This window comes from Pseudomonas putida (assembly GCF_003228315.1).
Taxonomy (GTDB): domain Bacteria; phylum Pseudomonadota; class Gammaproteobacteria; order Pseudomonadales; family Pseudomonadaceae; genus Aquipseudomonas; species Aquipseudomonas putida_S.
This window is the reverse complement of the sequence record NZ_CP029693.1, coordinates 2,427,501-2,453,215: the sequence shown is the minus strand read 5'-3', so window position 1 is coordinate 2,453,215 and position 25,715 is coordinate 2,427,501. Positions and strand designations below refer to the sequence as shown.

27 protein-coding genes and 1 pseudogene (1 of these 28 only partly in view) are annotated in these 25,715 nt (G+C 61.2%); 16 read left to right on the top strand and 12 right to left on the bottom strand.

Annotation, left to right across the window (positions count from 1 at the left end):
• The gene (locus DKY63_RS11130; RefSeq protein WP_110964138.1) at positions 1-870 is read right to left on the bottom strand and encodes an SDR family oxidoreductase; all 870 of its coding nucleotides are present in this window, start codon (positions 868-870) and stop codon (positions 1-3) included.
• 12 nt (positions 871-882) lie between these two features.
• Positions 883-2,685, bottom strand: coding sequence for an acyclic terpene utilization AtuA family protein (locus DKY63_RS11125; RefSeq protein WP_110964137.1), 1,803 nt, complete (start codon positions 2,683-2,685; stop codon positions 883-885).
• Positions 2,686-2,863: 178 nt separating this feature from the next.
• On the opposite strand from DKY63_RS11125, the gene DKY63_RS11120 reads away from it, so the two are divergent.
• Positions 2,864-3,490: a TetR/AcrR family transcriptional regulator gene (locus DKY63_RS11120; protein WP_110964136.1), complete on the top strand. Its 627-nt coding sequence runs from the start codon at positions 2,864-2,866 to the stop codon at positions 3,488-3,490.
• Between the two features lie 90 nt (positions 3,491-3,580).
• Complete coding sequence (locus DKY63_RS11115) at positions 3,581-4,384, top strand: substrate-binding periplasmic protein (protein ID WP_204354323.1); 804 nt, start codon at positions 3,581-3,583, stop codon at positions 4,382-4,384.
• Positions 4,385-4,445: 61 nt separating this feature from the next.
• On the opposite strand, the gene DKY63_RS11110 is transcribed toward DKY63_RS11115, so the two are convergent.
• Complete coding sequence (locus DKY63_RS11110) at positions 4,446-4,994, bottom strand: RNA polymerase factor sigma-70 (protein WP_110964134.1); 549 nt, start codon at positions 4,992-4,994, stop codon at positions 4,446-4,448.
• A 263-nt stretch (positions 4,995-5,257) separates the two neighbouring features.
• Here DKY63_RS11110 and DKY63_RS11105 point away from each other — a divergent pair, with 263 nt between their 5' ends.
• Positions 5,258-6,070 (top strand): alpha/beta fold hydrolase, encoded by an 813-nt coding sequence (locus DKY63_RS11105; protein ID WP_110964133.1) that lies wholly within the window; start codon positions 5,258-5,260, stop codon positions 6,068-6,070.
• 77 nt (positions 6,071-6,147) lie between these two features.
• On the opposite strand, the gene dsbG is transcribed toward DKY63_RS11105, so the two are convergent.
• The 3 genes from dsbG to dsbD are packed head-to-tail and all read right to left on the bottom strand — an operon-like array spanning position 6,148 to position 9,481.
• Positions 6,148-6,915 (bottom strand): thiol:disulfide interchange protein DsbG, encoded by a 768-nt coding sequence (gene dsbG, locus DKY63_RS11100; RefSeq protein ID WP_110964132.1) that lies wholly within the window; start codon positions 6,913-6,915, stop codon positions 6,148-6,150.
• Entirely contained in the window at positions 6,891-7,745 is an 855-nt protein-coding gene (locus tag DKY63_RS11095; protein WP_110964131.1) for a TlpA family protein disulfide reductase, read from the bottom strand. Before DKY63_RS11095 ends, dsbG begins: the two co-directional genes overlap by 25 nt.
• Positions 7,745-9,481 carry a protein-disulfide reductase DsbD gene (gene dsbD, locus DKY63_RS11090; RefSeq protein WP_110964130.1) on the bottom strand — a complete coding sequence of 579 codons (1,737 nt, stop codon included), beginning with the start codon at positions 9,479-9,481 and terminating at the stop codon, positions 7,745-7,747. Before dsbD ends, DKY63_RS11095 begins: the two co-directional genes overlap by 1 nt.
• A 154-nt stretch (positions 9,482-9,635) precedes the next feature.
• Between dsbD and DKY63_RS11085 the strand changes: the two genes are divergently transcribed.
• The 4 genes and pseudogenes from DKY63_RS11085 to DKY63_RS32675 all read left to right on the top strand — a co-directional run.
• A complete protein-coding gene (locus tag DKY63_RS11085; RefSeq protein WP_110964129.1) occupies positions 9,636-10,316 on the top strand; it encodes a response regulator in 681 nt (226 codons plus the stop codon).
• Complete coding sequence (locus DKY63_RS11080; RefSeq protein ID WP_110964128.1) at positions 10,313-11,638, top strand: ATP-binding protein; 1,326 nt, start codon at positions 10,313-10,315, stop codon at positions 11,636-11,638. Before DKY63_RS11085 ends, DKY63_RS11080 begins: the two co-directional genes overlap by 4 nt.
• 136 nt (positions 11,639-11,774) lie before the next feature.
• A complete protein-coding gene (locus DKY63_RS11075) occupies positions 11,775-12,311 on the top strand; it encodes a GNAT family N-acetyltransferase (protein WP_110964127.1) in 537 nt (178 codons plus the stop codon).
• Positions 12,289-12,378, top strand: a pseudogene (locus DKY63_RS32675) (hypothetical protein); the annotation flags it as partial. The gene DKY63_RS11075 and the pseudogene DKY63_RS32675, both read left to right, overlap by 23 nt.
• A gap of 116 nt (positions 12,379-12,494) precedes the next feature.
• Here the strand turns inward: DKY63_RS32675 and DKY63_RS11065 are convergent.
• Positions 12,495-12,953: a VOC family protein gene (locus DKY63_RS11065; RefSeq protein ID WP_110964125.1), complete on the bottom strand. Its 459-nt coding sequence runs from the start codon at positions 12,951-12,953 to the stop codon at positions 12,495-12,497.
• 319 nt (positions 12,954-13,272) lie between these two features.
• Here DKY63_RS11065 and DKY63_RS11060 point away from each other — a divergent pair, with 319 nt between their 5' ends.
• The 3 genes from DKY63_RS11060 to DKY63_RS11050 all read left to right on the top strand — a co-directional run bounded on the left by DKY63_RS11060 (position 13,273) and on the right by DKY63_RS11050 (position 16,015).
• Positions 13,273-14,496: an SfnB family sulfur acquisition oxidoreductase gene (locus DKY63_RS11060; RefSeq protein ID WP_110964124.1), complete on the top strand. Its 1,224-nt coding sequence runs from the start codon at positions 13,273-13,275 to the stop codon at positions 14,494-14,496.
• 2 nt (positions 14,497-14,498) lie between these two features.
• Positions 14,499-15,164, top strand: a complete 666-nt coding sequence (locus tag DKY63_RS11055; RefSeq protein WP_110964123.1) for a methionine ABC transporter permease — start codon at positions 14,499-14,501, stop codon at positions 15,162-15,164.
• Between the two features lie 80 nt (positions 15,165-15,244).
• Positions 15,245-16,015 carry a MetQ/NlpA family ABC transporter substrate-binding protein gene (locus DKY63_RS11050; protein ID WP_110964122.1) on the top strand — a complete coding sequence of 257 codons (771 nt, stop codon included), beginning with the start codon at positions 15,245-15,247 and terminating at the stop codon, positions 16,013-16,015.
• A gap of 125 nt (positions 16,016-16,140) precedes the next feature.
• Here the strand turns inward: DKY63_RS11050 and soxR are convergent, their stop codons facing one another.
• Positions 16,141-16,608, bottom strand: coding sequence for a redox-sensitive transcriptional activator SoxR (gene soxR, locus DKY63_RS11045; RefSeq protein WP_110964121.1), 468 nt, complete (start codon positions 16,606-16,608; stop codon positions 16,141-16,143).
• A 94-nt stretch (positions 16,609-16,702) separates the two neighbouring features.
• On the opposite strand from soxR, the gene DKY63_RS11040 reads away from it, so the two are divergent.
• Positions 16,703-17,068 carry an antibiotic biosynthesis monooxygenase gene (locus DKY63_RS11040; protein WP_110964120.1) on the top strand — a complete coding sequence of 122 codons (366 nt, stop codon included), beginning with the start codon at positions 16,703-16,705 and terminating at the stop codon, positions 17,066-17,068.
• Here DKY63_RS11040 and DKY63_RS11035 read toward each other — a convergent pair.
• Positions 17,065-18,168 carry a sigma-54 interaction domain-containing protein gene (locus DKY63_RS11035; RefSeq protein WP_110964119.1) on the bottom strand — a complete coding sequence of 368 codons (1,104 nt, stop codon included), beginning with the start codon at positions 18,166-18,168 and terminating at the stop codon, positions 17,065-17,067. The genes DKY63_RS11040 and DKY63_RS11035 overlap by 4 nt on opposite strands.
• 324 nt (positions 18,169-18,492) lie before the next feature.
• On the opposite strand from DKY63_RS11035, the gene DKY63_RS11030 reads away from it, so the two are divergent.
• From DKY63_RS11030 to DKY63_RS11015, 4 genes are all read left to right on the top strand, one after another.
• On the top strand, positions 18,493-18,762 hold the full coding sequence (locus DKY63_RS11030; protein ID WP_110964118.1) for a hypothetical protein: 270 nt from the start codon (positions 18,493-18,495) through the stop codon (positions 18,760-18,762).
• A gap of 101 nt (positions 18,763-18,863) precedes the next feature.
• On the top strand, positions 18,864-19,478 hold the full coding sequence (locus DKY63_RS11025) for a LysE family translocator (RefSeq protein ID WP_110964117.1): 615 nt from the start codon (positions 18,864-18,866) through the stop codon (positions 19,476-19,478).
• 205 nt (positions 19,479-19,683) lie between these two features.
• Positions 19,684-20,841, top strand: a complete 1,158-nt coding sequence (locus tag DKY63_RS11020) for an aminotransferase class V-fold PLP-dependent enzyme (RefSeq protein WP_110964116.1) — start codon at positions 19,684-19,686, stop codon at positions 20,839-20,841.
• A 67-nt stretch (positions 20,842-20,908) separates the two neighbouring features.
• Complete coding sequence (locus DKY63_RS11015) at positions 20,909-22,717, top strand: aminopeptidase P family protein (protein ID WP_110964115.1); 1,809 nt, start codon at positions 20,909-20,911, stop codon at positions 22,715-22,717.
• Here DKY63_RS11015 and DKY63_RS11010 read toward each other — a convergent pair.
• Positions 22,710-23,618 carry a LysR family transcriptional regulator gene (locus tag DKY63_RS11010; RefSeq protein WP_204354322.1) on the bottom strand — a complete coding sequence of 303 codons (909 nt, stop codon included), beginning with the start codon at positions 23,616-23,618 and terminating at the stop codon, positions 22,710-22,712. The two genes, DKY63_RS11015 and DKY63_RS11010, sit on opposite strands and share 8 nt — an antisense overlap.
• A gap of 104 nt (positions 23,619-23,722) precedes the next feature.
• Here DKY63_RS11010 and DKY63_RS11005 point away from each other — a divergent pair, with 104 nt between their 5' ends.
• Positions 23,723-24,721, top strand: coding sequence for a zinc-dependent alcohol dehydrogenase family protein (locus tag DKY63_RS11005; RefSeq protein ID WP_110964113.1), 999 nt, complete (start codon positions 23,723-23,725; stop codon positions 24,719-24,721).
• A 29-nt stretch (positions 24,722-24,750) separates the two neighbouring features.
• Here the strand turns inward: DKY63_RS11005 and DKY63_RS11000 are convergent, their stop codons facing one another.
• Positions 24,751-25,032, bottom strand: a complete 282-nt coding sequence (locus DKY63_RS11000) for a hypothetical protein (RefSeq protein ID WP_110964112.1) — start codon at positions 25,030-25,032, stop codon at positions 24,751-24,753.
• A gap of 168 nt (positions 25,033-25,200) precedes the next feature.
• Positions 25,201-25,715 carry the 3' portion of a threonine/homoserine exporter RhtA gene (gene rhtA / locus DKY63_RS10995; RefSeq protein WP_110964111.1) on the bottom strand. The gene runs 373 nt beyond the window's last position, so only the last 515 of its 888 coding nucleotides appear in the window; its start codon lies beyond the right edge, outside the window; it ends in the stop codon at positions 25,201-25,203.

Genomic DNA, 25,715 nt, shown 5'->3' with positions numbered 1-25,715 from the left:
TTATTCCTTGTCCTTGAGCACGTCCGGAAGGTACGCACGGTGGAAGCCGTTGTACGACTCACTGTTGGTCGCCTTGTGAATCGGCCATGCACGTCCGCCAATACTGGCGGCGCCATCGATGCGCAAGGTGCTGCCGCTGATGAATGCCGCCGCCGGGCTGAGCAGGAAAACGATCGCCGCGCTGACTTCCGATTCGGTGCCGATGCGTTTGAGCGGCACATGCTCGCGCAAGGTCGGGATTACCGCCTTGAACGCACCTTCGTAAGTGTCCATGCCGCTGGAGGCGACCCAACCCGGCGCCACGGCGTTGACCCGCACTCCGGCGTAACCCCACTCGAAGGCGGCGGTCTTGGTCAGGTTGTCCATGCCCGAACGCGCAGCGCCCGAGTGACCCATGCCGGGCATGCCGCCCCACATGTCGGCGAGCATGTTGACGATGGCGCCGCCGTGCTTGCTCATGGACTGGTTGAACACCTCCCGGGCCATCAGGAAACCGCCCACCAGGTTGGTGCGCACCACGGTTTCAAAACCCTTCTGGTTGATCGAGGCCAAGGGTGAGGGGTACTGACCGCCGGCATTGTTGACCAGGCCATGAATCGGTCCATGCTTGCGCACCAGTTCGCCGACCAGATGCGTTACTGCCTCTTCATCGCGGATATCGCAGGTGCTCCAGTCGGCCTTGCCACCGTCTTCGGCAATTTCGGCGGCGACGGTTTTCAGCTTGTCGGCCTTGCGCCCCAACAAGATCACATGAGCGCCGAGGGCCGCCAGTTCGTGAGCAGTGCAGCGGCCGATGCCACTGCCGCCACCGGTGACGATGATCGTTTGGCCAGCGAAAAGATCGGCTTTGAAAATCGAATCGTAGGCCATGACGGCAGTCCTCTAGTTGACCTGGTCGGCGATGCGCTGGGGCACCGGAATCTGGATTTCCAGCAATTGCTGGGCGAAGGCCTTGCCCTGCGGATCGATGCGCAGGCTGGCGACACCGCCGCCGCCCAGGGCGTTTTCCAGCAGGAAATTCAGGCTGTGGGTGGCGGGCAGATACCAGCGCTCCACGCGCCCGAGCACCGGATCGAGGACGTGGCTCATCCAGTCGACGATCACCGCCGGTGTCAGCGCCTCGGCGATCCACGGCAGGAATTCGGGCTCGCGGGCCATGACCCCGATGTTGCTGTGGTTGCCCTTGTCCCCGGAGCGGGCCACCGCGAGTTTGATCAGCGCGACGCTGGCATCGGCCCGCTCGGTGGGTTTCGAGGGCTCGATGGGAACGGGCAGGTCGTCCGGGTCGAGCGCATCGACGGCGGGCAGGGTGCAGGGGAAACGCTGGCCGCTGATATCAATCTCCAGCGTGCAGGCATTTTTGTCGATGAGGAACGAGAACAGGCGGATCAGCGGGTACACCGTCGGCCGTCCGCCGACAATGCCGGTCAGCCCCGGCGCCATGCCGGTGGCGGCCTGGGCGATTTCCCGGGAGAACAGGATCAGTGCGCGCTTGTCTGGATGGCGCACCGCCAGTTTGATGACCACTTCGCGACTGTCCTGGCGCCGACCGTGGGGGCCATAGGTGGCTTCGCTGCCCAGCAGTTCAATGTTCACGTCGGTGTATGGCGCCCAGCCGCGCCGGATGAAGAGTTCCGAGGTTTTGTTGATGATCGCCTGGCTGACGCGACGGGCCTTGTCCACCGCATCGATGCCGGCGATCAGGCAACTGGCGGTGCACTTGAAGCCATCGGGCCAAGTGGCGCTGACCTTGTATTGATCGGTGGGTGGCAGGCCTCTGGCGCCGTGCACACGCACCGCATTTTTGCCCTGCGGCACCAGCTTGACCTGGGTGAAATCGCAGACCACATCCGGCAGCAGATAAGCCCGTGGATCGCCGATTTCGTAGAGCATCTGCTCGCCCACGGTCAGCGGCGTGACCAGACCACCGGTGCCTTCGGGTTTGCTGACGATGAATTGGCTGTCGGCGCTGACTTCGACGATGGGAAAACCGATGTGCTCGTAGTCGGGCACCTCGCGCCAATCGGTGAAATTGCCCCCGGTGCACTGCGCGCCGCATTCGATGATGTGCCCGGCCAACGCCGCCTGGGCCAGCTTGTCGTAGTCATGCCACGACCAGCCGAACTCATGCACCAGCGCGGCGCTGACCACGGCGCTGTCGACCACGCGCCCGGTGATCACGATATCGGCGCCCAGGCGCAGGGCTTCGACGATGCCGGGGGCGCCGAGGTAGGCGTTGGTCGAGACGCACATCGGCGGCAGCGGGGCGCCGCTGAACATTTCATGAATACCGTGGGTGCTCAGCTGTTTGAACTGCGGTTGAAGGTCATCCCCCAGCAGCACGGCGATCTTCAAGGCGACTCCGGCCTTGTCGCAGGCCGCTTGCAGGGCAGCGGCGCAGGCCAGTGGATTGACTCCTCCGGCGTTGCTGATCACGCGGATTTTCTGTTCGGCGAGCTGGGTGAGCAGGGGGCTCAGGACTTCGACGAAGTCGCTGGCATAGCCGGCCTGGGGATCTTTCATCCGCGCACCGGCCATGATCGACATGGTGATTTCGGCCAGGTAGTCGAACACCAGGTAGTCCAGGCGTCCGCCGTCCACCAGTTGCTCGGCGGCGGTCGAGGTATCGCCCCAGAACGCGCTGGCGCAACCGATGCGAATGGTTTTGGCAGCAGTCAATTGCATAACCCCCATCGACAGAAGTGTTTCGAGACTACCAAGCAAGCGCTTGGTTTGTAAACGGCAGAAATACTTTCTGCCCGAGCGCTTGCTTGGTTGCCAATGCCAGCTTAAATTGCCCGCGCAAGTCCGCTGTTTTAGCGGGGATCGGCGTTGATGATTGATCGACTGTAGGAGAGAACGGGTGGACGAGCAAAAAGCCCTGAGGGTCATGCGCGATTTGGTCGGCAACGGCCAGTTGACCGATCCGGACAGCGCCCGTGGCAAGCTGCTGCAAGTGGCTGCCCACCTGTTTCGCAACAAGGGCTACGAGCGCACCACCGTGCGCGATCTGGCCGGTGCCGTCGGCATTCAGTCGGGGAGCATCTTTCACCACTTCAAAAGCAAGGACGAAATACTGCGGGCGGTGATGGAAGAGACCATCCGCTACAACACCGCGCTGATGCGTGCGGCCATTGCCGAAGCCGAGAACGTGCGTGAGCGGGTATTGGCGCTGATTCGCTGCGAATTGCAATCGATCATGGGCGGCAGTGGCGAGGCCATGGCTGTGCTGGTCTACGAATGGCGCTCGCTGTCCGAGGAGGGCCAGGAAAAAGTCCTGGCTCTGCGCGATATTTATGAAGACATCTGGCTGCAGGTGCTGGGCGAGGCCAAGAGTGCCGGCTTCATTCGCGGTGATGTGTTCATCACCCGGCGCTTCCTCACCGGAGCGCTGTCCTGGACCACCACCTGGTTTCGCGCCGGTGGCAGCATGAGCCTGGATCAGCTGGCCGATGAGGCGCTGATTCTGGTGCTGGAGGAAAAGCAATAACGGCAGGTCGATGAACAGGAAACTGGCTAACCGGGCGAAACCGCCTGGCTTGAATGCAACGACGCAGTATTCGGGGAGTGAGTAGTTTTGATGTCTTCGCCAATTCGGACGGCTTCAGGTCTTTTGCTGGCAGTGATCGCCGCGTCATGGGCGCTGCCATCCCCGGCTGCACAACTGGTGCGCATCGGCGCCGCTCACTTTCCACCCTATACCGTGCGCCCGGAAAACGGTGCCGACACCGGCCTGCTGCCGCAGCTGGTGGAGGCGCTCAATGCCTCGCAAACCGACTATCAGTTTGTGCTGGTACCCACCTCGATTCCCCGGCGCTTTGGTGATTTCAAGCAGGGCCGGATCGACATGGCGATTTTCGAAAACCCCGCCTGGGGCTGGAAGGACATCCCCCGCACCGACGTCGACATGGGCCTGGAAGACGCCGAGATTTTCGTCGCGCAACGCCAGCCGGAAAACCAGCCGGCGCGCCAGCAGGATTATTTCACTGACCTCACGGGCAAGCGCTTGGCGCTGTTCAGCGGTTATCACTACGAATTCGCCCAGTTCAACGCCGACCCCAAATACCTCGCCACCACCTACAACGCCACGCTGACCTACTCCCATGACAGCAACCTGCTGATGGTGCTGCGCGGGCGCGCCGACATCGCCCTGGTCACGCGCTCCTACTTGAGTGACTACTTTCTGCGCAACCTGAAGGTCGCGGACGAGTTGCTGGTGTCCGATCGCATCGATCAGATTTATCACCACTACGCCATCCTGCGTCCCGCTGCTCCGATTTCGGGGGAGGCCTTCGGACAACTGCTGCAAGGGCTGCGAGACAACGGCCAGATGCTGAAGATCTTCGATCCGTACAAGATTGCGATTGTGCCGGTGCCGCATTAATTGACCCAACCGCTGTAGGAGCGAGCCTGCTCGCGAAATGGGGGCGATGAGGTATCAGATCCTACCGGCGGGCTGCCGCATCCGCACGGCCACCCGACACCTTGCGGCAATGCACCAGCGCATCACGAATCATGAAGTTCACCAGGGTCGGCGAAACGCCGAGTTCCCTGGCGATGTCCTTCTGCGGCACGCCATGCAGGCGGTACATCTCGAAGGCGTGGCGGGTCCGGCTCGGCAGCTCGCTGAGGGTTTCGGCGATGTGTTCCAGGGTGGAGAAATTGATGTGCGAGGTTTCCGGTGACGCACCCTGGATTACCACGTTCAAGCCTTCCTCTTCCGGCCCCGCAAATTTCAGTTCCATTGCCTGCTTGCGGTAGTGATCGATCGCCAGATTACGCACGATCTGGAACAGATAGCTGAGCTGGGCCTTGAGCGAAGAGGTGATCTGCGGTGCCGATTGCAGCCGGAAAAAAGCGTCCTGCACCACGTCTTCGGCGCGGGAGCGGCAGCCGGTGATGCGCGCTGCAATCTTGACCAGAATCAGTCGATTGTCGACGAATGTCTGAAGTAGCGGCAAATCGCACCTGCCTGTGGACGCTCGTTCCGTCATGGAAATCACCCTGCTGCCAAATTGGTTGGTCGGACGGCGAGTAGTTCGGGCCGTCTGTCACATCGAGCGACAAACTAAGATTAATGATAATCATTGTCAATTGGGAATTGAGCTAATTCGCCGCAAAGGTGCAAAGTGATAACAGCGGCACGCGAACGCTCTCCCATGCCGTTCTCAATGACTCAGCCCAAACCTTTGGTTGATTGACTGGCGATTGTGCGTGGCTCAGTCTTTGAGCTCTTTTCTTGACGAGTAGACAGTCAATGCCCTTCGCAACCATTGATGGACAACCTCTTCACTACCTCGATCAAGGCACCGGCCCGGCGGTTCTGCTGGCCGGCAGTTACCTGTGGGACCAGGCCATGTGGGCGCCGCAGATTGCCGCGCTTTCGCAGCAGTATCGGGTCATCGCGCTGGACCTGTGGGGCCATGGCGATTCGGGGGCGATGCCCGCCGGTACGACATCGCTGGATGATGTGGCGCGTCAGGCATTGGCGTTGCTGGATCACCTGGACATCGATCGCGTGACCCTGGTCGGCCTGTCGGTCGGTGGCATGTGGGGTGTGCGGCTGGCACTGTCGGCGCCGCAGCGACTCAACGGGCTGGTGCTGATGGACACCTATGTCGGCGTCGAGCCGGAGCCGACCCGCCAGTATTACTTCTCGCTGTTCAAGATGATCGAAGACAGCGGAGTGATCGCGCCGCAGTTGCTGGACATTGTGGTGCCGATCTTCTTTCGTCCGGGCATCGATCCGCAGTCGGCGCTGTACCAGGACTTCCGCGCCAAACTGGCCGCGCTGCCACCGAAGCGTCTGCGTGAAAGCGTTGTCCCGATGGGGCGGATTACCTTTGCTCGCGATGATCTGCTACCGCGTTTGGGCGAACTGGATGCAGCGACCACGCTGGTGATCTGTGGCGATCAGGACAAGCCACGGCCGCCTTCGGAAGCGTGGGAAATGGCAGAATTGATTGGTTGTCCGTGCGTGCTGGTGCCGGAGGCGGGACATATCTCCAATCTGGAGAATCCGGGTTTTGTGACCGAGGCGTTGCTGAGGTTTATTGCCAGAAGAAATTAGTTGCTTGTGCTGACGCCATCGCGGGCTTGCCCGCGATGGCGTCAGTGCTGCCAGCGCAAGTCTGGCAGCCAAAATACCTACTTAGGCCCGAGAATCTTCGCCAACTTGTCCGGCGATGGCGCGCCCTGCTGCTGTTGCAGTTCACCCTTGTCGTCCATGTAGAAAATCGCCGGCGTGGCCTGCAGCTCCAGGTCGTCCATCAACTGCATGTTGGCGGCGAGCTTGGCTTGAATGGCCGGCGGCACCTCCATCAACGGCTTGAGCGAGCTGCCCTTGCCCGCCGCTTCGTGGTCTTGCAGGGCTTTTTGCGGATCCTTGGCGGCGAGCAGCGCGGCGGATTTGCCGGGGCTGTCTTCACGGATGATGCCGACCATGATGTGCCGCAACTGCACCTTTCCGGCCTTGACCCAGGGCCGTGCCTGTTCCCAGAACATGTTGCAGTAAGGACAGTTCGGGTCGCTGAACAAATACACCACACGCGGTGCATCCTTACTGCCGTCGGCGATCCAGTTGCTCGCTTCCATCTTGCCCCAGACTTCCTTGGACATCGGCGCGTACACCAGTTTTTGCAGAGGGGCGCTGCTCAAGTCGTTGCCCTCGGCGTCGTACAGATTGCCCAGCAATACATGCTTGCCGTCCGGCGTGAGGTACAGCGCCATCCCGCGGTTCTGGTATTGCGCGGCGTAACCGCGCAGGCCGTCGGGTGCATCGAACTGACCGACGATTTTCGCGCCCTTGGCCTCGATCTGCTTGATCGCAGCGGGCAACTCTTCAGCCTGTACCGATGGCAGGTGCAGCAGGGCGGCACCCAGGCTCAGGGTCAGCAGGTGGCGGAAGCGGGGCATGGCAATTTCCTTGCAGAAGTGGCGGGAGCGGATTCGAAATTTTCCAGGGCGCGGGCGAGGCTCGCTTGTGACAGTTCACCCAGATGGCTGCCCAGCAGGCGACCGTCCGGACTGTAGAACAGTGTAGTCGGCAGGGCCATCGAGCCGACGGCCTGCCCCAGGCGACCACCGCCGTCGAACAGCACGTTGGACAGGCTCAGGCCCTGGGTTTCCAGAAAGGTGGCGACGCTTTGCATGCTTTCGGCCTGATTGACGAACAGGAAAGTCAGGTCCGGACGCTGTTGCTGGGCATTCTCCAGCACCGGCATTTCCCGGCGGCAAGGCGGGCACCAGGTGGCCCACAGATTGATCACCAGTGGGCCACCCTTGTAGTCCGCCAGTTGCACGGTTTCACCGGCGGCATTGCGCAGGGTAATCTCCGGCAGACGGGTGCCTTGTTCATAAATCGTCAGGGAGTAGGTGGCCAGCAACCAGAACGCCAGGCCGCTGGCCACGCCGAAGCCCAATGGTCGACGCAGGCCGGGACGACGCCAGCCACGGTACAGCGTGGCAATCACCAGCGCGATGATCCCGGGCCAGGCGAGGAAGCCGCCGTCACGCAGATCGATGATCTGCCAGAGATCGTTGTGATAGTGGGGCCAGTAGAGGACGACGAAAGCGATCCGCGCCGCCAGCATGCCGATCAGGAACAGCCCGAACAGCACCGACTCGGGGTTCTCGCCACCGCGTTTTGCCACCCGCCACCCAACAAACGTCGCCAGTGCCAGGGCACTGATCAGCAGCAGATGGTTGAGCGCGATGGCAAAGGTGCCGAGGGTGAAAGTCAGCATTAACGGGCGTCCCGGGTGGTGGTCCAGCGTTGCAGGAACGTCTCGGCATCGACCTCGCCGGTGATGCGTTGGCTGCGACGTTCGACGCCATCGGTGCCGACCCACAGCAGGCTCGGCGGACCCGGTACCTTATAACGACCCAGCAGTTCGCGGCTGGCGGCATTGTCGGCGGTGACATCCAACCGCAGCAGTCGTACGTCGCTCAGGGCCTGCAGCACATTGGCCTTGGCGAACACCTGCTTTTCCATGACCTTGCACGACACGCACCAGTCGGCGTAGTAGTCCAGCAGCACCCACTGACCCTGCGCTTGCGCGGCGTCGAGTTCCCGTTGCAGGGCCGCCGGATCCTTGATCGTGGTGAAGGCGTCATGCCCGGTCGGTGTCGCGGCGACGGCGGTGCCGGTGGCGCGGAATACCTGGAGCGGCTTGAACAGATCGTCACTGCCGCCCGCCGCACCGATCACCAGCAGGCTGCCCCACAGGCCGAGCAACAACGAGCTGGCGCCGAACAGATGGGCAATGCGTCCAAAGCCTTCCGATTGCTTCCAGGCGCTATAGGCCGCGATCAACAACAAGGCACCGCACAAGCCGACCCACAGCGATTCATCCAGTACCGGGCGCAGCAACAGCAAGGCGGTTGCCAGGAACAGGAAGCCGAAGATTCCCTTGACCAGGTTCATCCACGCGCCGGGTTTGGGCAGGAACCGATTGCCGACTGTCACCAGCAGCAACAGCGGCATGCCAATACCAATGCCCAAGGCGAACAGAATCAGCCCGCCGTGCAGGGCATTGCCGCTTTGCGCGATGTAGAGCAGCGCGCCGGCCAGCGGCGCGGTCATGCACGGGCCGACCAGCAGCCCTGACAAGGCGCCCAGTACGCCGGCGCCGACCAGGCTGCCGCCGCGCTGATTGCGCGAGACATTTTCCAGGCGGTCACGCACGGCCACCGGCAGTTGCAGTTCGAAGTAGCCGAACATGGGCAAGGCCAACAGCACGAAAATCGCCGCGAAACTGCCCAGCAGCCAAGGGTTTTGCAACAGTGCCTGCAGGTTGGCGCCCAACATCGCGGCCACTACACCCATCGCCGCGTACACCAGCGCCATGCTCACCACATAACTGCCGGCCAGGGCGAAACCGCGCTTGGGCGAGGCACCACTGCCGACGATCAATCCGGCCAGAATCGGCAGCATCGGCAACGAACAGGGGGTGAAGGCCAGCAGAAGGCCAAGCCCGAAGAACACCAGCAGGCTCCAGCCCAGCGCACGCTGCTCAAGGCTGCTGGCCAGGGCCTGATCCTGTGCCTGGGCAGTCGCTGGCAGATCAGCCTGACCGCCCAGATCGACGACCTGCGTCTGCGGGGGATAACACAAACCGGCATCGGCGCAACCCTGGAAACCTACCTTGATCTGGCCGGTCGCGCCTTTGGGAATCTTCAGCTCCAGGCCCTGGCGATACACCTGCTGTTCGCCGAAGAACTCGTCGCTGTGGGCTTCACCCTGCGGCAGCGTCGGGTGCTGGGCGTCGGGCAGGCCATCGAACTTCAGCCGCTTCTGATACAGGTAGTAGCCGTCCGCAATTTGCCAGAACAGCTGCATTTCGCCGGATTCGAGGCGTTCGGAGGTGAAAACGAATGCTTTTGCGACGGGGAGGAAGTCAGGTTTGCTTTCGAACGGATTGCTCCCGGCCTGGGCCAGGCCCGATATCAGCAGAGCGAAGAGGAGAAGCAGATGACGCATGGAAAAGCCTTATTCCTTTGCAAGTGAAGTGAACAATGTGCGGTGTCGATTAACCGATGATTAACCCTGGCGGCCTTGTGATGGCGCGACTTGCGGCATAATGTCCGCTTAATCGGTCAACGGCCTAATCAGCGTTATTTACACGAGGCTCCCCATGCACGTACTGGTTTGCGAAGACGATGAGTTGATCGCCAGCGGCATCGTCGCCGGCCTGACCGCTCAGGGCCTGACCGTTGAACACGTGGCCACGGCGTCCGCGGCCCGGGCGATGCTCAAGGTCGCGGAATTCGACGTGATGGTACTCGACCTCGGCCTGCCTGACGAAGACGGCCTGAAGTTGCTTCAACAATTACGCCAGAGCGGCCTGGAGCTGCCGGTGCTGATCCTTACGGCCCGGGACTCGGTCACCGACCGCGTCGACGGCTTGCAGGCCGGCGCCGATGACTACCTGCTCAAGCCTTTCGACCTGCGCGAACTGGCCGCGCGCCTGCACACTCTATTGCGACGAGTGGCGGGGCGCAGCGTCAACCTGATCGAGCACGGCGCCCTGACCTACGACCCGAGCAGTCGCGAAACCACTCTTGCCGGGCAGCCGGTGGACCTTTCCCGTCGCGAACAATCCCTGTTGCAAGCCCTGCTGCATAACCGCGGCCGCGTGTTGTCCAGCGAGCAGCTCAAGGACAGCGTCTACGGCTTTAATGACGAGCTGGAGAGCAACGCCCTCAACGTCCATATCCATCATCTGCGGCGCAAACTCGGCAATGGCATTGTCGAGACCGTGCGCGGCCTGGGGTATCGCCTGGGCCCGGCCGATGGGGGAGATCAAACCAAGTGATGAGTCTGCGTTTGCGCCTGAGCCTGGTGCTCGGGGGCGCGTTTGCGCTGATCTGGGCACTGGCTGCGGCCTGGATGCTCAGCGATTTGCGCAATCAGATGATGTTTTCCCTCGACCAGCGTCTGGTGGCGTCGGCGCGAATGGTCGCCGGGCTGATGGAGCAGTTGCCGCCGTTGCCAAGCAAGGGCGAGGGCACGCATTTCAGTGCCGAACAACTCAATATTCCCGGGGGGATGGCTTGCCAGGTCAGCTCGTTGCGCGGGGAAATCCTCGCTCGCAGCCACAGCGATCCGGGACAAACCCTGGAAGCGGAGAAAATGGGCTTCCACGATCAGATGATCGATGGCGCGCCGTGGCGCAGTTTTACCCTGGCCCGTGGCGATCTGCGGATCACCACGGCGGATCGACAGATCGAACGCGAGGCCCTGAACATGTCGATCCTGCTGGCGGCTTCGGTGCCAGTAGGCGTGGCGTTACTCGGATGTCTGTGCCTGCTCTGGCTGGGGATTGGCCAGGGGCTGGCGCCGCTCAATCGCATGCGCGACGCCTTGATGCGTCGCAGTCCCGACTCGCTCGAACCGCTGCAGGTCCAGCCGTTGCCCAGCGAACTGCAACCTCTGCTCGAGACGCAGAACCAGCTGTTCCAGCGCATCGGCAAGACCATCGAGCGCGAGCGCCGGCTGACCGGTGATGCCGCCCACGAACTGCGCAGCCCGTTGACCGCGATCAAGACCCATCTGCAAGTGGCGCGGATGACCGAGGGCGCGGCCCGCGATCAATCGTTGGCCCGGGCCGAAGAGGGCGCCGACCGTCTGCACCGGACTCTGGAACAATTGCTGTTGCTGGCGCGGGTCGAAGGCAGTCTGTCGTTCGATGACGGCGTGCAATGCAGCGCCGAGCAGGTGGCGAAACTGGCGATCCAGGACACTGCCGGCGGCGATCGCCAGCGCATCAGGCTCAACGTCCCGGCCAGGTTCTCCCACGCACCGGTGAAAATGCCGTCGGTGCTGTCGATTGCCGCGCTGCGCAACCTGCTGGACAACGCTTTGCGCCATACGCCCGGAGACGGACCGGTGGAGTTGAGTCTGCAAACCACCGGTAATCGTGTGCAGTTTGTGGTCCGCGATCACGGGCCGGGGATTGCCGAGGACGACTTGCAGCATTTGACCCAGCGTTTCTGGCGCAATGGTCAGAGCACCGGTTGCGGCCTGGGTCTGGCGATTGTCCAGGCCATCGTTCAACGCTGTGGTTGCACCCTGCATTTCGACAGCCGGCCGGATGGGTTGCGGGTTGAGCTGACCATGCCGTTGCAGCCGGCCTGACAGGCTCTACACATACCCTGCGGCAGCTCCTGCATGGGAATCAATGCGGCACATCAGAGGTAACGTCTCTGCATTGGCCGCCCGGACCTCTCAGAACTATCGTTCCTCACTCTCAACGGATTGAGGTAACGTCGCCATGGATAACCCGATTCAAACCTGCAAGGCCACGCCCGCCGATGTCGGCATCATTAGCCGCATCATCGAGCGTTCGATCCGCGTTGGTTGCGCTCGTGACCACCGCAACCAACCGCAAACCCTTGCCGCCTGGACCTGCAACACGACAGATGAGCATATCCGGCACTGGCTCACGGACCCACGGCTGTACCTGAATATCGCCTTGTTGCAGAACAAACCTGTCGGCGTCGCCATGGCCTCGGTCTGCGGCAAGGTGGCGTTCTGTTACGTGCAGCCGGAATCGTTTCGCCGTGGCGCCGGGCGGACCCTGGTGCGCGATCTTGAAGACTGGTTGATCAATCAGGGCCAGCAACGGGTGCGGCTCCACTGCACTCGCTCCAGCGAGCCGTTCTACCGGCATCTGGGTTACCAGCCCGGTTCCGTTGCATTCATGGTCGCGGGGCTTGAGGTTGTTCCCCTGCAAAAAGGCCTGGCGTCACCTTCATCGAAAGCCCACCCAGGGTCTAAATCCTCAAGGGGTGAAAGCCAACCTCAATGACCTGGAGAACCTGCTCAATGACCCGGAGGCCGGTGTGCAATTGCTGGCGGCGGTGATCGTTGAAGTCGGGAATGAAAGCCCGCTGAACCGGTGATGGTCAGCGGACTTTTTCAGTCTGGATGGGTTGCAGTACCTGTGGGAGCGGGATTGCTCGCGAAGAGGCCCGCCCAAACACTCAATGCCTCAACCTTGCTGAAACATCTCCTTCGCCCGCTGTTCAATCTGCTCCTGGGTCAGATCCTCCTTGCGCGTGGCCAGAAACCACAGATGGCCATAGGGATCTTTCAAGGTCCCCGAACGGTCGCCATAGAACTGATCCTTGACCTCCGACACCACGATGCCGCCGGCGGCAATCGCCTGCTTATAAGACTTGTCGACATCGGTCACATATAGATGCAAGCCCACGGAAGGCGACTGGTCCGGATTGCTCAGCGGCCCCTGATCGCAAGGCGTGCCCAGCATGATCGGGCAGTCGCCGATGCGCAGTTCGGCGTGGCCGACGCCGCCGTCGGGCATGGACAGGCGCATGACTTCAACGGCGCCGAATGCTTTCTTGTAGAACTCGATGGCCTCGGCCGCCTTGGCGATGCCCAGGTACGGGGTGACGCTGTGATAACCCTCTGGAATCGGTTTGACGCTCATTATGCTTCTCCCTTTTTTGTGAGTTGAAGACCGCTCTCCAGCGGAACAAGTGTAGAAGCTGGCTAAACCTGCACAGCAGGCTGCGATCTTTTGATTTTGACTTTCAGCAGGGATTGAGTTCACAAAAAGATCGCAGCCTGCGGCCGCTCCTACAGGGGGACTGCGGTGTTTGTGAGTCAACAGCAAAGCAACAGATTGTCCCGGCTACGGCAGTGCCGAAACTTGCAAAAACCGCTGAAACACCCGTAAACACGGCGCCACGCACCCAGGCACAGAAGCTGCAATGACCCTTGATAAACACTGTTATCGAGAGTCCTGTATGTCTGCCTTGCCCCCATCTGCCGTTTATCCGATCAACCCGCCAGCCGCCCATCGCATCGCCGACGAAGCCGAAGCGCTGCGCGTCGCCGAGCAAGTCGCTGCTGTCCTGCTGGAACAGGACGCCGAACGCGACCGTACACGCCAGGTACCCGCCGAGATCGTCGATCTGTATTCCAACAGTGGCCTGTGGGGCATCACCGTGCCTAGGGAGTTCGGCGGTGCACAGGTGTCTTACGCGGTCCTGGCGCAGGTCATTGCGATCATCTCCGCGGCCGATCCGTCCCTGGGGCAGATCCCGCAGAACCACTATTGCCTGCTGGAAGACATTCGCCTGCAAGGCTCGCCCGAACAGCAAGCGCATTTCTTCGCCCTGGCGCTGCAAGGCCATCGCTTTGCCAATGCCCTGTCGGAAACCGGCGGCAAAAATGTGCAGGACATCCAGGCGACCATCCGCCGTTATGGCGACGGTTATGTGATCAACGGTCGCAAGGGTTACTGTACCGGTTCGCTGTACGCCCACTGGCTGGCGGTGCTGGCACTGGATGAAGAGCAAAAGGGCCAACTGGCCTTCGTCGAACGCGGCACTCGAGGACTGGTGGTCGTCGACGATTGGGACAGCATCGGCCAGCGCACCACCTCCAGCGGCACGGTGCTGGCCGATGACCTGCACATCCCGGCTTTCAATCTGTTCCCGACCTATCGTTCTTATGAAAGCCCGACCCTGGCCGGCCCGTTCGCCCAGTTGACCACCGCCGCCATCGACGCCGGCATCGCCCGCGCCGCGCTGCGCGACACCATCGCCTTCGTCCGGGAGTTCGCTCGGCCATGGATCGATGCGGGTGTGGACAAGGCCAGCGAAGATCCGCTGACCATCATTGCGGTTGGCGGACTGGAGATTCGCCTGGAGGCCGCCGAAGCCCTGCTGGAGCGGGCGGGGCGCGCGCTGGATGCGGCACGCCCGGCACCGGACGAAGACACGGTTGCCCACGCTTCTTTGGCCGTCGCCAAGGCCAAGGTGCTGACCACCGAAATCGCCATCGAAGCGGCCAACAAACTGTTCGAACTCGGCGGTACCCGTTCGACCCTGAAGAAGCACAACCTCGACCGCCACTGGCGCAACGCCCGGGTGCATACCCTGCACGATCCTGTGCGCTGGAAGTACCACGTGGTCGGCAACTGGTTGCTCAACGGCGTGAAACCGCCGCGCCACGACTGGTCGTGATCATGGCCGAATTGTTCAAGAACATTTATTGGGCGGACATCGGCCAGGCCTGCCTCGACACCCTGAGCATGCTCGGCGCGGCCCTGGGTTTTACCGTGCTGCTGGGGCTGCCTTTGGGCGTGCTGCTGTTCCTCACCGGCAAGCGCCAGCTGCATGAAGCCGTCGGGCTTTACCGGGTGCTGTCGGTGATCGTGAACATGCTGCGTTCGCTGCCGTTCATCATTCTGCTGATCGTGCTGATTCCCCTGACCACCGTGCTGGTCGGCACTTCGCTGGGGGTGCCGGGGACCATTCCGCCGCTGGTGGTGGGTTGCACGCCGTTCTTTGCGCGGCTGGTGGAAACCGCCTTGCGCGAAGTCGATCGCGGGGTGGTGGAGGCGACCCAGGCCATGGGCGCCAATACCTGGCAAATCATCCGCTACACGCTGTTGCCCGAAGCCCGGGGAGGGCTGTTGGCGGCGATCACTGTGACCGCCATCGTGCTGGTGGATTACACGGCGATGGCCGGGGTGATCGGCGGTGGCGGCCTCGGCGATCTGGCCATCCGCTATGGCTATCAGCGATTCCAGACCGACGTGATGGTGGTCACCGTGGTGTTGCTGCTGGTGCTGGTCCAGGCCCTGCAAATGAGCGGCGACCGGCTGGTGGCGCGCTACAGCCACCGCTGAAGAATCGATTCCTTTTAATGAAAAAGTCCGGCCCCACGTCCGCCCCACGACGGCCATCTAAATCTGCCCAGGAGTACAGCATGAAAAAGACATTGGCCGTTCTGGCTGCCTTGATTTCGTTAAGTGTTCACGCCAACGAAAAACTCACCGTCGGCGCCACGCCGGTGCCGCACGCGGAGATTCTCGAATTCGTCAAACCGACCCTGGCCAAGGAAGGCGTGGACCTGGACATCAAGGTCTTCACCGATTTCATCCAGCCCAACCAGCAGTTGGCGTTGAAGAACCTGGATGCCAACTATTACCAGTACCGGCCATTTCTGGATGACTACAACAAGACCCGTCACACCGATCTGGTGCCGGTGGTCGGTGTGCACATCGAGCCGTTCGGTGCTTACTCGACCAAGATCAAAAACATCTCCGAGTTGAAGGACGGCGCCACGGTATCGATCCCCAACGACCCGGTGAACACCGGCCGTGCGCTGGTGCTGTTGCACGAGGCCGGGCTGATCAAGCTCAAGGATCCGAGCAACACCCTGGCCACCCAGCGGGACATTGCCGAGAACCCCAAGCATCTGAAAATCCGTGAACTGGAAGGCGCGTTGCTGGCCCGTTCGGTGAGCCAAGTGGACTTGGCGTTCGTGTTCGCGAACTACGCGCTGGAGGCGGGGATCGACACCAACAGTGCGTTGATCGTCGAGAAGGGCAAGAGCCTGTACGTCGAATTCCTGGTCGCCCGGCCGGACAACATCAACGACCCTGGCTTGCAGAAGCTGGCCAAGGCGTTGAATTCCGATGATGTGCGGCAGTTCATTCTGACTCGGTACAAAGGGCAGATTGCGCCTGGGTTCTGATTTTTCTTTGGTCTTGAGGGCGCTATCGCGGGCAAGCCTTGCTCCTACAGGTTTCGAGTCGTTTTTGATTAGTGCGAACGACACAAATCCTGTAGGAGCATGGCTTGCCCGCGATGGCCGCACCGCTATCTCGGATCAGACCCCGATTCCAGCAGCTGCGCCCCCGGCCCCTGTTCCCCCAGCACATCGCCAAAGTTGCGCAACGGACACGCCTCCATCGACAGGCACCCACAGCCAATGCAGCCATTGAGTTTGTCGCGCAACAGCGTCAACTGCCGGATCCGCTCATCCAGATCCCGACTCCATTGCTCTGACAACACCTTCCAGTCCGCTGCCGTCGGTGCGCGATTGTCCGGCAGGGTCTTGAGCGCCTCGCCGATTTCGGCCAAGGGAATGCCCAGGCGCTGGGCGACCTTGATCAACGCCACCCGACGCAAAACCTCTCGCGGATATCGCCGTTGGTTGCCTTGATTACGGTTGCTTTTGATCAGTCCTTTGGACTCATAAAAATGCAACGCCGTGACCGCCACGCCGCTGCGAGCCGCCAGTTGGCCGACGGTGAGTTCCTTGTGCAGGTGTTCCGGGCTGATCATGTGAAAAAGCTCCTTGACCTCTAGTTAACTAGAGGTTTTAACCTGCACGCCTTCGGATCGCAAGATCCGTCCTACAGGTAGCGGGGGAGCTTTCATGCAAGCGCCGGAGAAAAATCGCAGTTTCACCCAGTTGATCGAATTCGAGATCGAGCCCCATCAGCAAATGGCGCTGGTGACGGCCTTATCGCAGCAGACCGAGCATCTGGCCCAGCACTGCAGTGGTTTTCTGAGTGCCAGCATCCAGGCCAGCGACGATGGCCGGCGTGTGCTCAATTATCTGCAATGGCAAACCCGCGAGGCCGGGGAAGCCGCGTTTCAGGGTTTTGAAAGCGGTGAACAGGATTTCTGGCAGTTGATCCGTGCCCATCAGGCGAAAACCGTGACCTTTGGTTCGTTCCGGGTGCTGCACAGCCTGGAGCTCAGTCACGACAACGCCCTGCATTGCAATCTGGTGGCTTAGATCGACAGCTGCATCAAGCGCTCACCGAGCAGGTTTTCCGCGGGGCGTCGCTTGTTGACCGCCAGTTCGCCGATCTTGATCAGGCGCGTGCGCGTGACGTTGCGGCTCAACCCGAGCAGTGCGGCGGTGTGCACCTGGTTGTAGTGGCTGAAGCGATAAGCCGCCCGCAACAAGGCGTCTTCGACTTTTTCGTGCAAGGCGCCGGCCTGTTCTTCGAAGAGCTTTTGAAAGGCCCGATCCAGCAGCGCTTCGGCGCTGTTGTCGACCTGCAAGTGGGCGTCGTCCTGGCGCTCGATGCGCAGGTTCGACAGGCGCAAGTCATCGCGTTCGATTACCCCGTTGCGGCAAATCAGCAGGGTGTGATGAATGACGTTTTCCAGTTCACGGATGTTGCCCGGCCAGCTGTAGCTGCGCAGTTTCTGCTCGGCTTCCTTGCTGAGGGTGATCTCGCCATATCCGAGGCGCTGGCTGTAGACATCGATGAAGTGCCGGGTCAGGGGCAGGATGTCTCCCGGGCGATCGCGCAACGGGTTCAGCTCCAGGCTGACCACGTCGAGCCGGTAGTACAGGTCCTCGCGAAAATGCCCGGCGTTGATGGCCTTTTCCAGCTGCACGTTGGTGGCCGCCAGCACCCGCACGTTGATGGGGATGCTTTTGCGCGAACCCAGGCGCACTACCTCCCGCTCCTGCAAGACCCGCAGCAACTTGACCTGGATCGCCATCGGCAAATCGCCGATTTCATCGAGGAACAAGGTGCCGCCGTCCGCCTCTTCGAACCAGCCGGCCTTGGCGCTCAGGGCGCCGGTGAACGCGCCTTTCTCATGACCGAACAATTCGGCCTCGACCAGCGATTCGGAAAACGCGCCGCAGTTCACCGCCACGAACGGGCGGTTGCGGCGGGCGCTGAGGTTGTGGATATGTCGGGCGACCAATTCCTTGCCGGTGCCGGTTTCGCCAATGATCAGCACGCTGGCTTCACTGGGCGCGACTTGTTGCAGGTGTGCCAGCAAGGCCTGGGACTTCGGGTCTTCGAATACTTGCGCCGTGGCGCGGATCGAGGTGGCGAGCGCGGGCGAGGGCGGTAAGGTCAGCAGTTGCATGGGGCAGGCTCCTTGTCGGGCAGGCTATGAATGGAAGGGGGAATCGTCGGGGCCTGGTTCAGTGCCCCTTCACCCAGCTCCTGGAGCTTGTAATCCATTGGGTCGTGCGCAATTCGCGCAAAACTGCGCAGTGGCGCGAGTTATAAAGCTTCTCTGTTATTCCGTAAAATAAGTTAAATAAATATTTATAGTGCTTTATGGAATATAAGGACCTGTCATTAGAAAAACTCGATAGCCACTATCGAAAGCGGTGATTTCTGCCCGTCCAAAGGCGCGGGTAGCCTGTGTTCATTGCCCCGAACCCAGATCGCCAGGACGCCAGACATGAAAACCCTGATCACCGCTTCCCTGCTGCTGAGCCTTTCCGTTCTTGCCGGATGTGCCAGTCATGTTTCCCCGGAACTGCGGCCCTACACCGCTGAGGAAACCCGTGAACTGGCGCTGGAAGCCCTGAATCGCCGGGGTTTGTCTTTCGATGAATATCACGCGAAAAAAGCCGAGTTGCTTGGCCAGCCACAAAAAACCATCGGTTTTGACAAGCAAGGCGAAATGAACGCCGAGCGAGCTGTACAGCTGCACGGTCGCGCCAGCTGATCGAAAACTGTACTGCTCAAATTTTCGCCTAACTGTCCGTGGGTTTCCCCAAGGGTGTGCGATAGGGTCAATACCTGACCGACCCTGACGGACTGCCACCCATGACGCTCTCACTCGATCTGCTGCTGGGCTTCGCCCTGTTTGCTCTTGTCACCTCGATCACACCGGGTCCGAACAACATGATGCTGCTGGCATCGGGCGTGAACTTCGGCTTTCACCGGACCATTCCCCATATGCTTGGCATTTCCTGCGGCTTCTTCGCGCTGGTGGTGGCGGTCGGTTTTGGCCTGGGCGCGGTGTTCCAGACTTATCCGGTGCTCTACACGGCCCTGCGTTATATCGGCGCAGCGTATTTGCTGTATCTGGCGTGGAAAATCGCCCATTCCGGGCCGGTTTCCGACACTGAAAAGAGCGGAGGCAAGCCGATCAGCTATCTGGGTGCCGCTGCGTTTCAATGGGTCAATCCCAAAGCCTGGATCATGGCCATCGGCGCGATCAGTACCTACACGCCGATGCAGGGCTACTTCACCAACGTGATCGTGATCGCCGCCGTGTTCGCGCTGATCAACCTGCCGAGCGTTGGGCTCTGGGCGGCCTGCGGCACGCTGTTGCGCAATGTGTTGAAAGATCGACGCTGGTTGCGTCTGTTCAACTGGGGCATGGCCGCGCTGCTGGTGGCTTCGCTGTATCCGATCCTGCACGAAAGCTTTAGCTGACTCATTGCTTCAACCGGTTGCCCGATGCCTGTTAAGCTGGCTTTTCAGGAGCGTACCTACGCACTTTTAATGAAGCTGGACTTCTTTAACGGCATCCGATCAGGTATTGGTAACGTTCTGAAATCGCAACGCAGCTCACAAGGCTGCGTTTTGCCGTTTGCAGTGATGAGCCTCCTGACCCCGGAACACGCTCTGTGAGTCATATATGAATAAACGTCCGTTGTATTTCGACTACGCCGCCACCACGCCGGTGGATGAGCGAGTCATCAAGGTCATGGTCGAGTGTCTGGGTTTCAACGGCAATTTCGGCAATCCGGCCTCCAGCTCCCACGCATTTGGCCAGCAGGCCCGGCAGTCGGTCGAGCTGGCGCGGCGCCAGGTCGCCGAACTGGTCGGCGCCCTGGCTGAACAGATCGTCTGGACCAGCGGCGCCACCGAATCCAACAACCTCGCCCTCAAGGGTGTCGCCCAGGCCCGCGGCGTTGCCGGCGGCCACATCATTACCAGCCAGATCGAACACAAGGCCATTCTCGACACTGCGAAGCAGTTGCAGGACAGCGGCGTAGCGGTGACTTATCTGGTGCCGGATGCCGATGGCCTGATCACCCCGCAAGCGGTCAGCGAGGCGATGCGCGACGACACCTTCCTGGTGTCGCTGATGCTGGTCAACAACGAGCTGGGAACGCTCAATGACATTCCGGCCATTGGCCAGGTGGTGCGTGATCGCCAGGCGCTGTTCCATGTGGACGCGGCTCAGGGAGCCGGCAAGGTGGCGATCGACCTGGCGCAATGGCCGGTGGACCTGATGTCCTTTTCCGCGCACAAACTCTACGGCCCCAAGGGCATCGGCGCGTTGTATGTCGGCCCACGGGCCCGCCAACGTTTGCTGGCGCAGATACATGGCGGTGGCCACGAAGGCGGTTTGCGCTCCGGCACCCTGGCGACCCACCAGATCGTGGCGATGGGCGAGGCCTTCGCGTTGGCATCGGCTGCATTCGAGGAAGAACAGGCCCATATCGTCGCGTTGCGTAAACGCCTGCTCGATCAGTTGCTCGGTCTGCCGGGCGTGCGACTAAATGGCAGTGCAGAGCAACGCATCCCGCATACCTTGAGCCTGACGTTCAACGACGGCGAATTCAATTCGATGGCTCTGCAGGCGCAGATCGCGTTTTCCGCGACCTCGGCCTGTAATTCGGCAAGCAATGCGCCATCCCATGTGCTGCTGGCCTTGGGGCATGACGCCCGGTCGGCCGGACGCACCATCCGCCTGAGCCTGGGACGGTTCACCACCGAGCAGGATATCGATCAAGCGGCACAACTGATTAAAGCGGCCTGCGCCAGTGCCCCGGCATTCTGGCAATAGGGCAATAAAGCGCCGACCCTGATCGGCGCTACACAACAACACTGATGAGTGGTTAGCAGGAGTTACGATGAATACGCAGTCTTCGATCAATGGATCGGTGCCCCAGCGCCTGGCGCAAACCCGTGAACTGATGAGCCGGGAGGGCATCCATGCGCTTCTGGTGCCGTCGGCCGACCCGCATCTGTCCGAATACCTGCCGGGCTACTGGCAAGGGCGCCAGTGGTTGTCGGGCTTCCATGGTTCGGTCGGCACCCTGATCGTGACCCCGGATTTCGCCGGTGTCTGGGCTGACAGCCGTTACTGGGAACAGGCGACCAAGGAACTCAAGGGCAGCGGCATCGAATTGGTCAAGCTGCAACCGGGTCAACCGAGCCCGCTGGACTGGCTGGCCGAACAAACCCCGGAAGGTGGCGTTGTCGCGGTCGATGGTGCGGTGATGGCCGTGGCCTCTGCGCGTACCCTGGGCAGCAAACTGCAAGAGCGTGGCGCTCGACTGCGCACCGACATCGACCTGTTGAACGAAGTCTGGAGCGATCGCCCGACACTGCCGAACGCGCCGGTCTATCAGCACCTGGCACCGCAAGCCACTGTCAGCCGCGGCGAAAAACTCGCCAAGCTGCGTGAAACCCTGCAGGCAAAGGGGGCTGACTGGCACTTCATCGCCACCCTCGATGACATCGCCTGGCTGTTCAACCTGCGCGGCGGCGATGTGTCGTTCAACCCGGTGTTCGTCTCTTTCGCCCTGATCAGCCAGCAGCAGGCCACGCTGTTCGTGGCGCTGAGCAAGGTCGATGCCGATTTGCGCGCAGCTCTGGAGAAGGACGGCGTGACGTTGCGCGATTACAGCGAAGTGGCAGCGGCCTTGAGTGCGGTGCCAGTCGGTGCGAGCCTGTTGGTGGATCCGGCACGTGTGACGGCGGGGCTACTGGATAACCTTGATAGCGGCGTCAAACTGGTGGAAGGCCTGAACCCGACGACCTTGGCCAAATCGCAGAAGAGCCTGGCCGATGCCGAGCACATCCGTCAGGCCATGGAGCAGGACGGCGCGGCACTCTGTGAGTTCTTCACCTGGCTCGACTCGGCGCTGGGCCGTGAGCGCATCACCGAACTGACCATCGACGAAAAACTCACTGCAGCACGCGAGCGTCGTCCGGGTTATGTGTCGCTGAGCTTCAACACCATTGCTGCCTACAACGCCAACGGCGCCATGCCGCATTACCACGCCACTGAGGAAGAGCACGCAGTGATCGAGGGCGACGGCCTGTTGCTGATTGACTCCGGCGGCCAATACCTGGGCGGCACCACCGATATCACGCGGATGGTGGCGGTGGGTACGCCGACTGAAGAGCAGAAGCGCGATTGCACACGCGTACTCAAGGGTGTCATCGCCTTGTCTCGCGCCCGCTTCCCCAAAGGCATTCTGTCGCCGCTGCTCGACGCCATCGCCCGTGCGCCGATCTGGGCCGAGAACGTCGACTATGGTCACGGCACCGGCCACGGCGTCGGCTACTTCCTCAATGTTCACGAAGGGCCGCAAGTCATCGCCTATCAAGCCGCTCCTGCACCGCAAACCGCGATGCAACCTGGGATGATCACCTCCATCGAACCGGGCACCTACCGCCCGGGTCGCTGGGGCGTGCGTATCGAGAACCTGGCCATGAACCGCGAGGCGGGCAGCAGCGAGTTCGGTGAGTTCCTGAAATTCGAAACGCTGACCTTGTGCCCGATCGATACCCGTTGCCTGATTCCGTCGCTGCTCAGCGAAGAGGAAAAACAGTGGTTCAACGCTTACCACGCCGAGGTGCGTGAGCGTTTGAGCCCGTTGCTCGACGGCGCCGCGCTCGAGTGGTTGAACACTCGCACCGCGGCTATTTGATCGGACGGAGCTCAGGCGCTGATGCCAGCGCCTGGCTCATGTAATCGACAAAGGCTTTGATCCTGGCGGATTGGCGACGATTCGCCGGGGACACGGCATAGATCGGCAGCGATTGCGCAACGTAATCCTGCAGAATCGCGATTACTCGTCCATCCTTAAGATCCTCGCTGAACAGCCACACCGGCGATAGCGCAATGCCCAATCCCCCCAAAACCATCTCGCGAATCGCTTCGGAGTTGTTGCTTTGTGCGTTGCCCTTGATCCGCACCTCATGCCCCTCGTACGTCCATAGATTCTGACTGCTGAGCAGATTGAACAGCAGGCAGTTGTGCTGCTTCAGGTCCTCGGGCGTCCGGGGTTGGCCGTGCCGGGCGAGGTATTGCGGCGCGGCGACGGTGACCCGGTGGGTCGTGCCGACATGACGGGCGATCAGTCCGCTGTCGTTGAGCGTGCCGATGCGGAACGTGACATCGAGGCCCTCGCTGACCAGTTCCTGATTCTGATCACTCAATTGCAGATCGATCTGAACGTTTGGATGGTCGTTGAGAAATTGCGCCAGGCGCGGGGCAATCTGCAAGCGCCCGAAGCTGACTGAGGAACCGATTCGCAGCGGCCCGGCGATGGATTCCCGGCCGGACTGGAAGCTGTGCTCGGCGGCATCCACGGCGGCGAGGATGTGCCGGCACTCGTTGTAATAGCGCTGGCCTTCATCGGTCAGGGACAGCTTGCGGGTGCTGCGGGCAATCAGCTTTCCCCCCAGCTCCGTTTCCAGTGCGCGCAGCACTTTGCTGATGGTGGGCTGACTGGTCTGCAGCTCCCGGGCGACGGCGGAAAAGCTGCCGCGTTCGACCACTCGCACGAAGACGGCCATTGCATTGAGTTTATCCACAGCATTTCTCATTCATGCCAATCGGGCATGTTCACTATAGCGATTCGGTGTCTTATCGGCATGAGTGAGCGGGCGCAAGATCGGTCCTGTCTCTTTATCTGACTGGAGTAATCGAAATGACGGATTCACTGCAAATGCGTGCGCTGATAGTTGAATCGGCCAATGCTCCGTTTCACCTGGCTGCCATTGATCGTCCTGCACCCGGGGCAGGGCAGGTGCTGGTGCGGATTGCTGCCAGCGGGGTGAACCCGTTGGATATCAAGATCCGTGCTGGTCAGGCCAGCCATGCGCGTCAGCCTCTGCCGGCAGTGTTGGGCATGGACTTGGCAGGAATCGTGGAAGCCGTGGGTGAAGGCGTGTGTGATTGGAAGCCTGGCGATGAGGTCTATGCGATGGCAACGGGGATTGGTGGCGCCCAGGGTTCTCTGGCGGATTATGCGGTGGTCGATGCGCGGCTGCTGGCCCGCAAGCCGAGCAATCTGAGCATGCGTGAAGCGGCAGGGTTGCCACTGGTGCTGATTACTGCCTGGGAGGGACTGGTGGACCGGGCGCGGGTGCGGGCAGGGCAAAAAGTGTTGATTCATGGCGGAGCGGGAGGCGTCGGTCATGTCGCGGTGCAAATTGCTCGTTCGTTTGGTGCCGAGGTTTTCGCCACGGGGTCTGCACGAAGTCAGGGGGTGATCGAAAGCCTGGGGGCGACCTTTATCGATTACCGTAAATCGTCAGTCGAGGACTATGTGGGCGAGCATACCGGCGGGGTGGGCTTCGATATTGTGTATGACACGGTGGGTGGCGAAACTCTGGACGCGTCCTTCAGGGCTGCGCGGGTGTATCACGGTCATGTGGTGAGTTGTTTGGGGTGGGGGCAGCACAGCCTCGCACCACTTTCATTTCGTGGGGCGAGCTATTCCGGAGTTTTTACACTGCTGCCGTTACTGACCGGCCAGGGCCGTGAGCGTCATGGGGAGATACTGCGTGAGGCGGCACGTCTGATCGAGGCGGGCGAGCTCAAGCCGATTGTCGATCCGCGCCGGTTCACCTTGAGTACCGTCGAGGCCGCCCATGAGTTGCTCAAATCGGGTGCGGCACAGGGACGGCTGGTCATCGAGATTTAACGCGAGGGCTTGGCGGCGTTCGCCCCGGATCATTTGCAAATGACGATCATGCTGCGGCTGGTATAGCCGGCCGGGTTGAGCCCGAATGGATAATCGCCGGGTTCCTCCACGGCATCCCCTGACTTGGCGATGACCTTGTATCCCTTCGGCGCGCAGGAATTGGCGGCACTGCTGTAGCACTTGTCCCAAGAGGATGAGAGTCCTGAGCAGTTGATGTGTAGGCCTTTCTTGCCGTGCTTGATCTGGGTCTTCGAGGTCGCCGCACAGCCCGCAACTGCAAGTACGGCGATCAATATCAACATTCGTTTCATTGCTTTCCTTGGTGCATCTCCGGATCTCACGCCCGGTCTGGCAGTAGTCGCTTTTCGTATGAAGCGTTCTGATATCCCTATCGTGAAAAGTCCATGTCTGACACTGGGTTGCGGGGCTAAACATGGCCTAAATGAACGGCAAATACCAGCACCTCTTCAAATCTCGCGTTAATCCGCCGCAATTGCGGGCTTGGCGGCGCCGCCCATGGTCATGGTTGCGCCGACCGATGCCAGGATGATGCAAAGGATCGCCATCCACTGTGACAGGGAGAGGTATTCATGAAGGAACAGCAAGCCCGACAGCGCGCCAAAAGCGGGTTCTATGCTCATCAAGGTGCCGAAGGTTCTGGCCGGTATGCGGGTGAGGGCGACCATCTCCAGGGTATAGGGGAGTGCCGTGGACAGGACGGCGACACCGAGGGCCACCGGGAGTAAAGAGGGTGTCAGCAGGGCGGTACCTGCATGAACGATGCCGATGGGGGCGACGAACAGCGCGGCAATCATCACGCCCAGTGCGGCAGTCTGAACGCCATGATCTGCGCCGGCTTTTTGCCCGAAAAGAATGTACAGCGCCCAGCAAACCCCTGCGCCCAATGCATATCCCGCGCCCAGAGGATCGATGGCAGCCGTTGTCGCGCCTGTCGGTATCAGTAACAGCAAGCCGACTGCCGCCAGGGCAATCC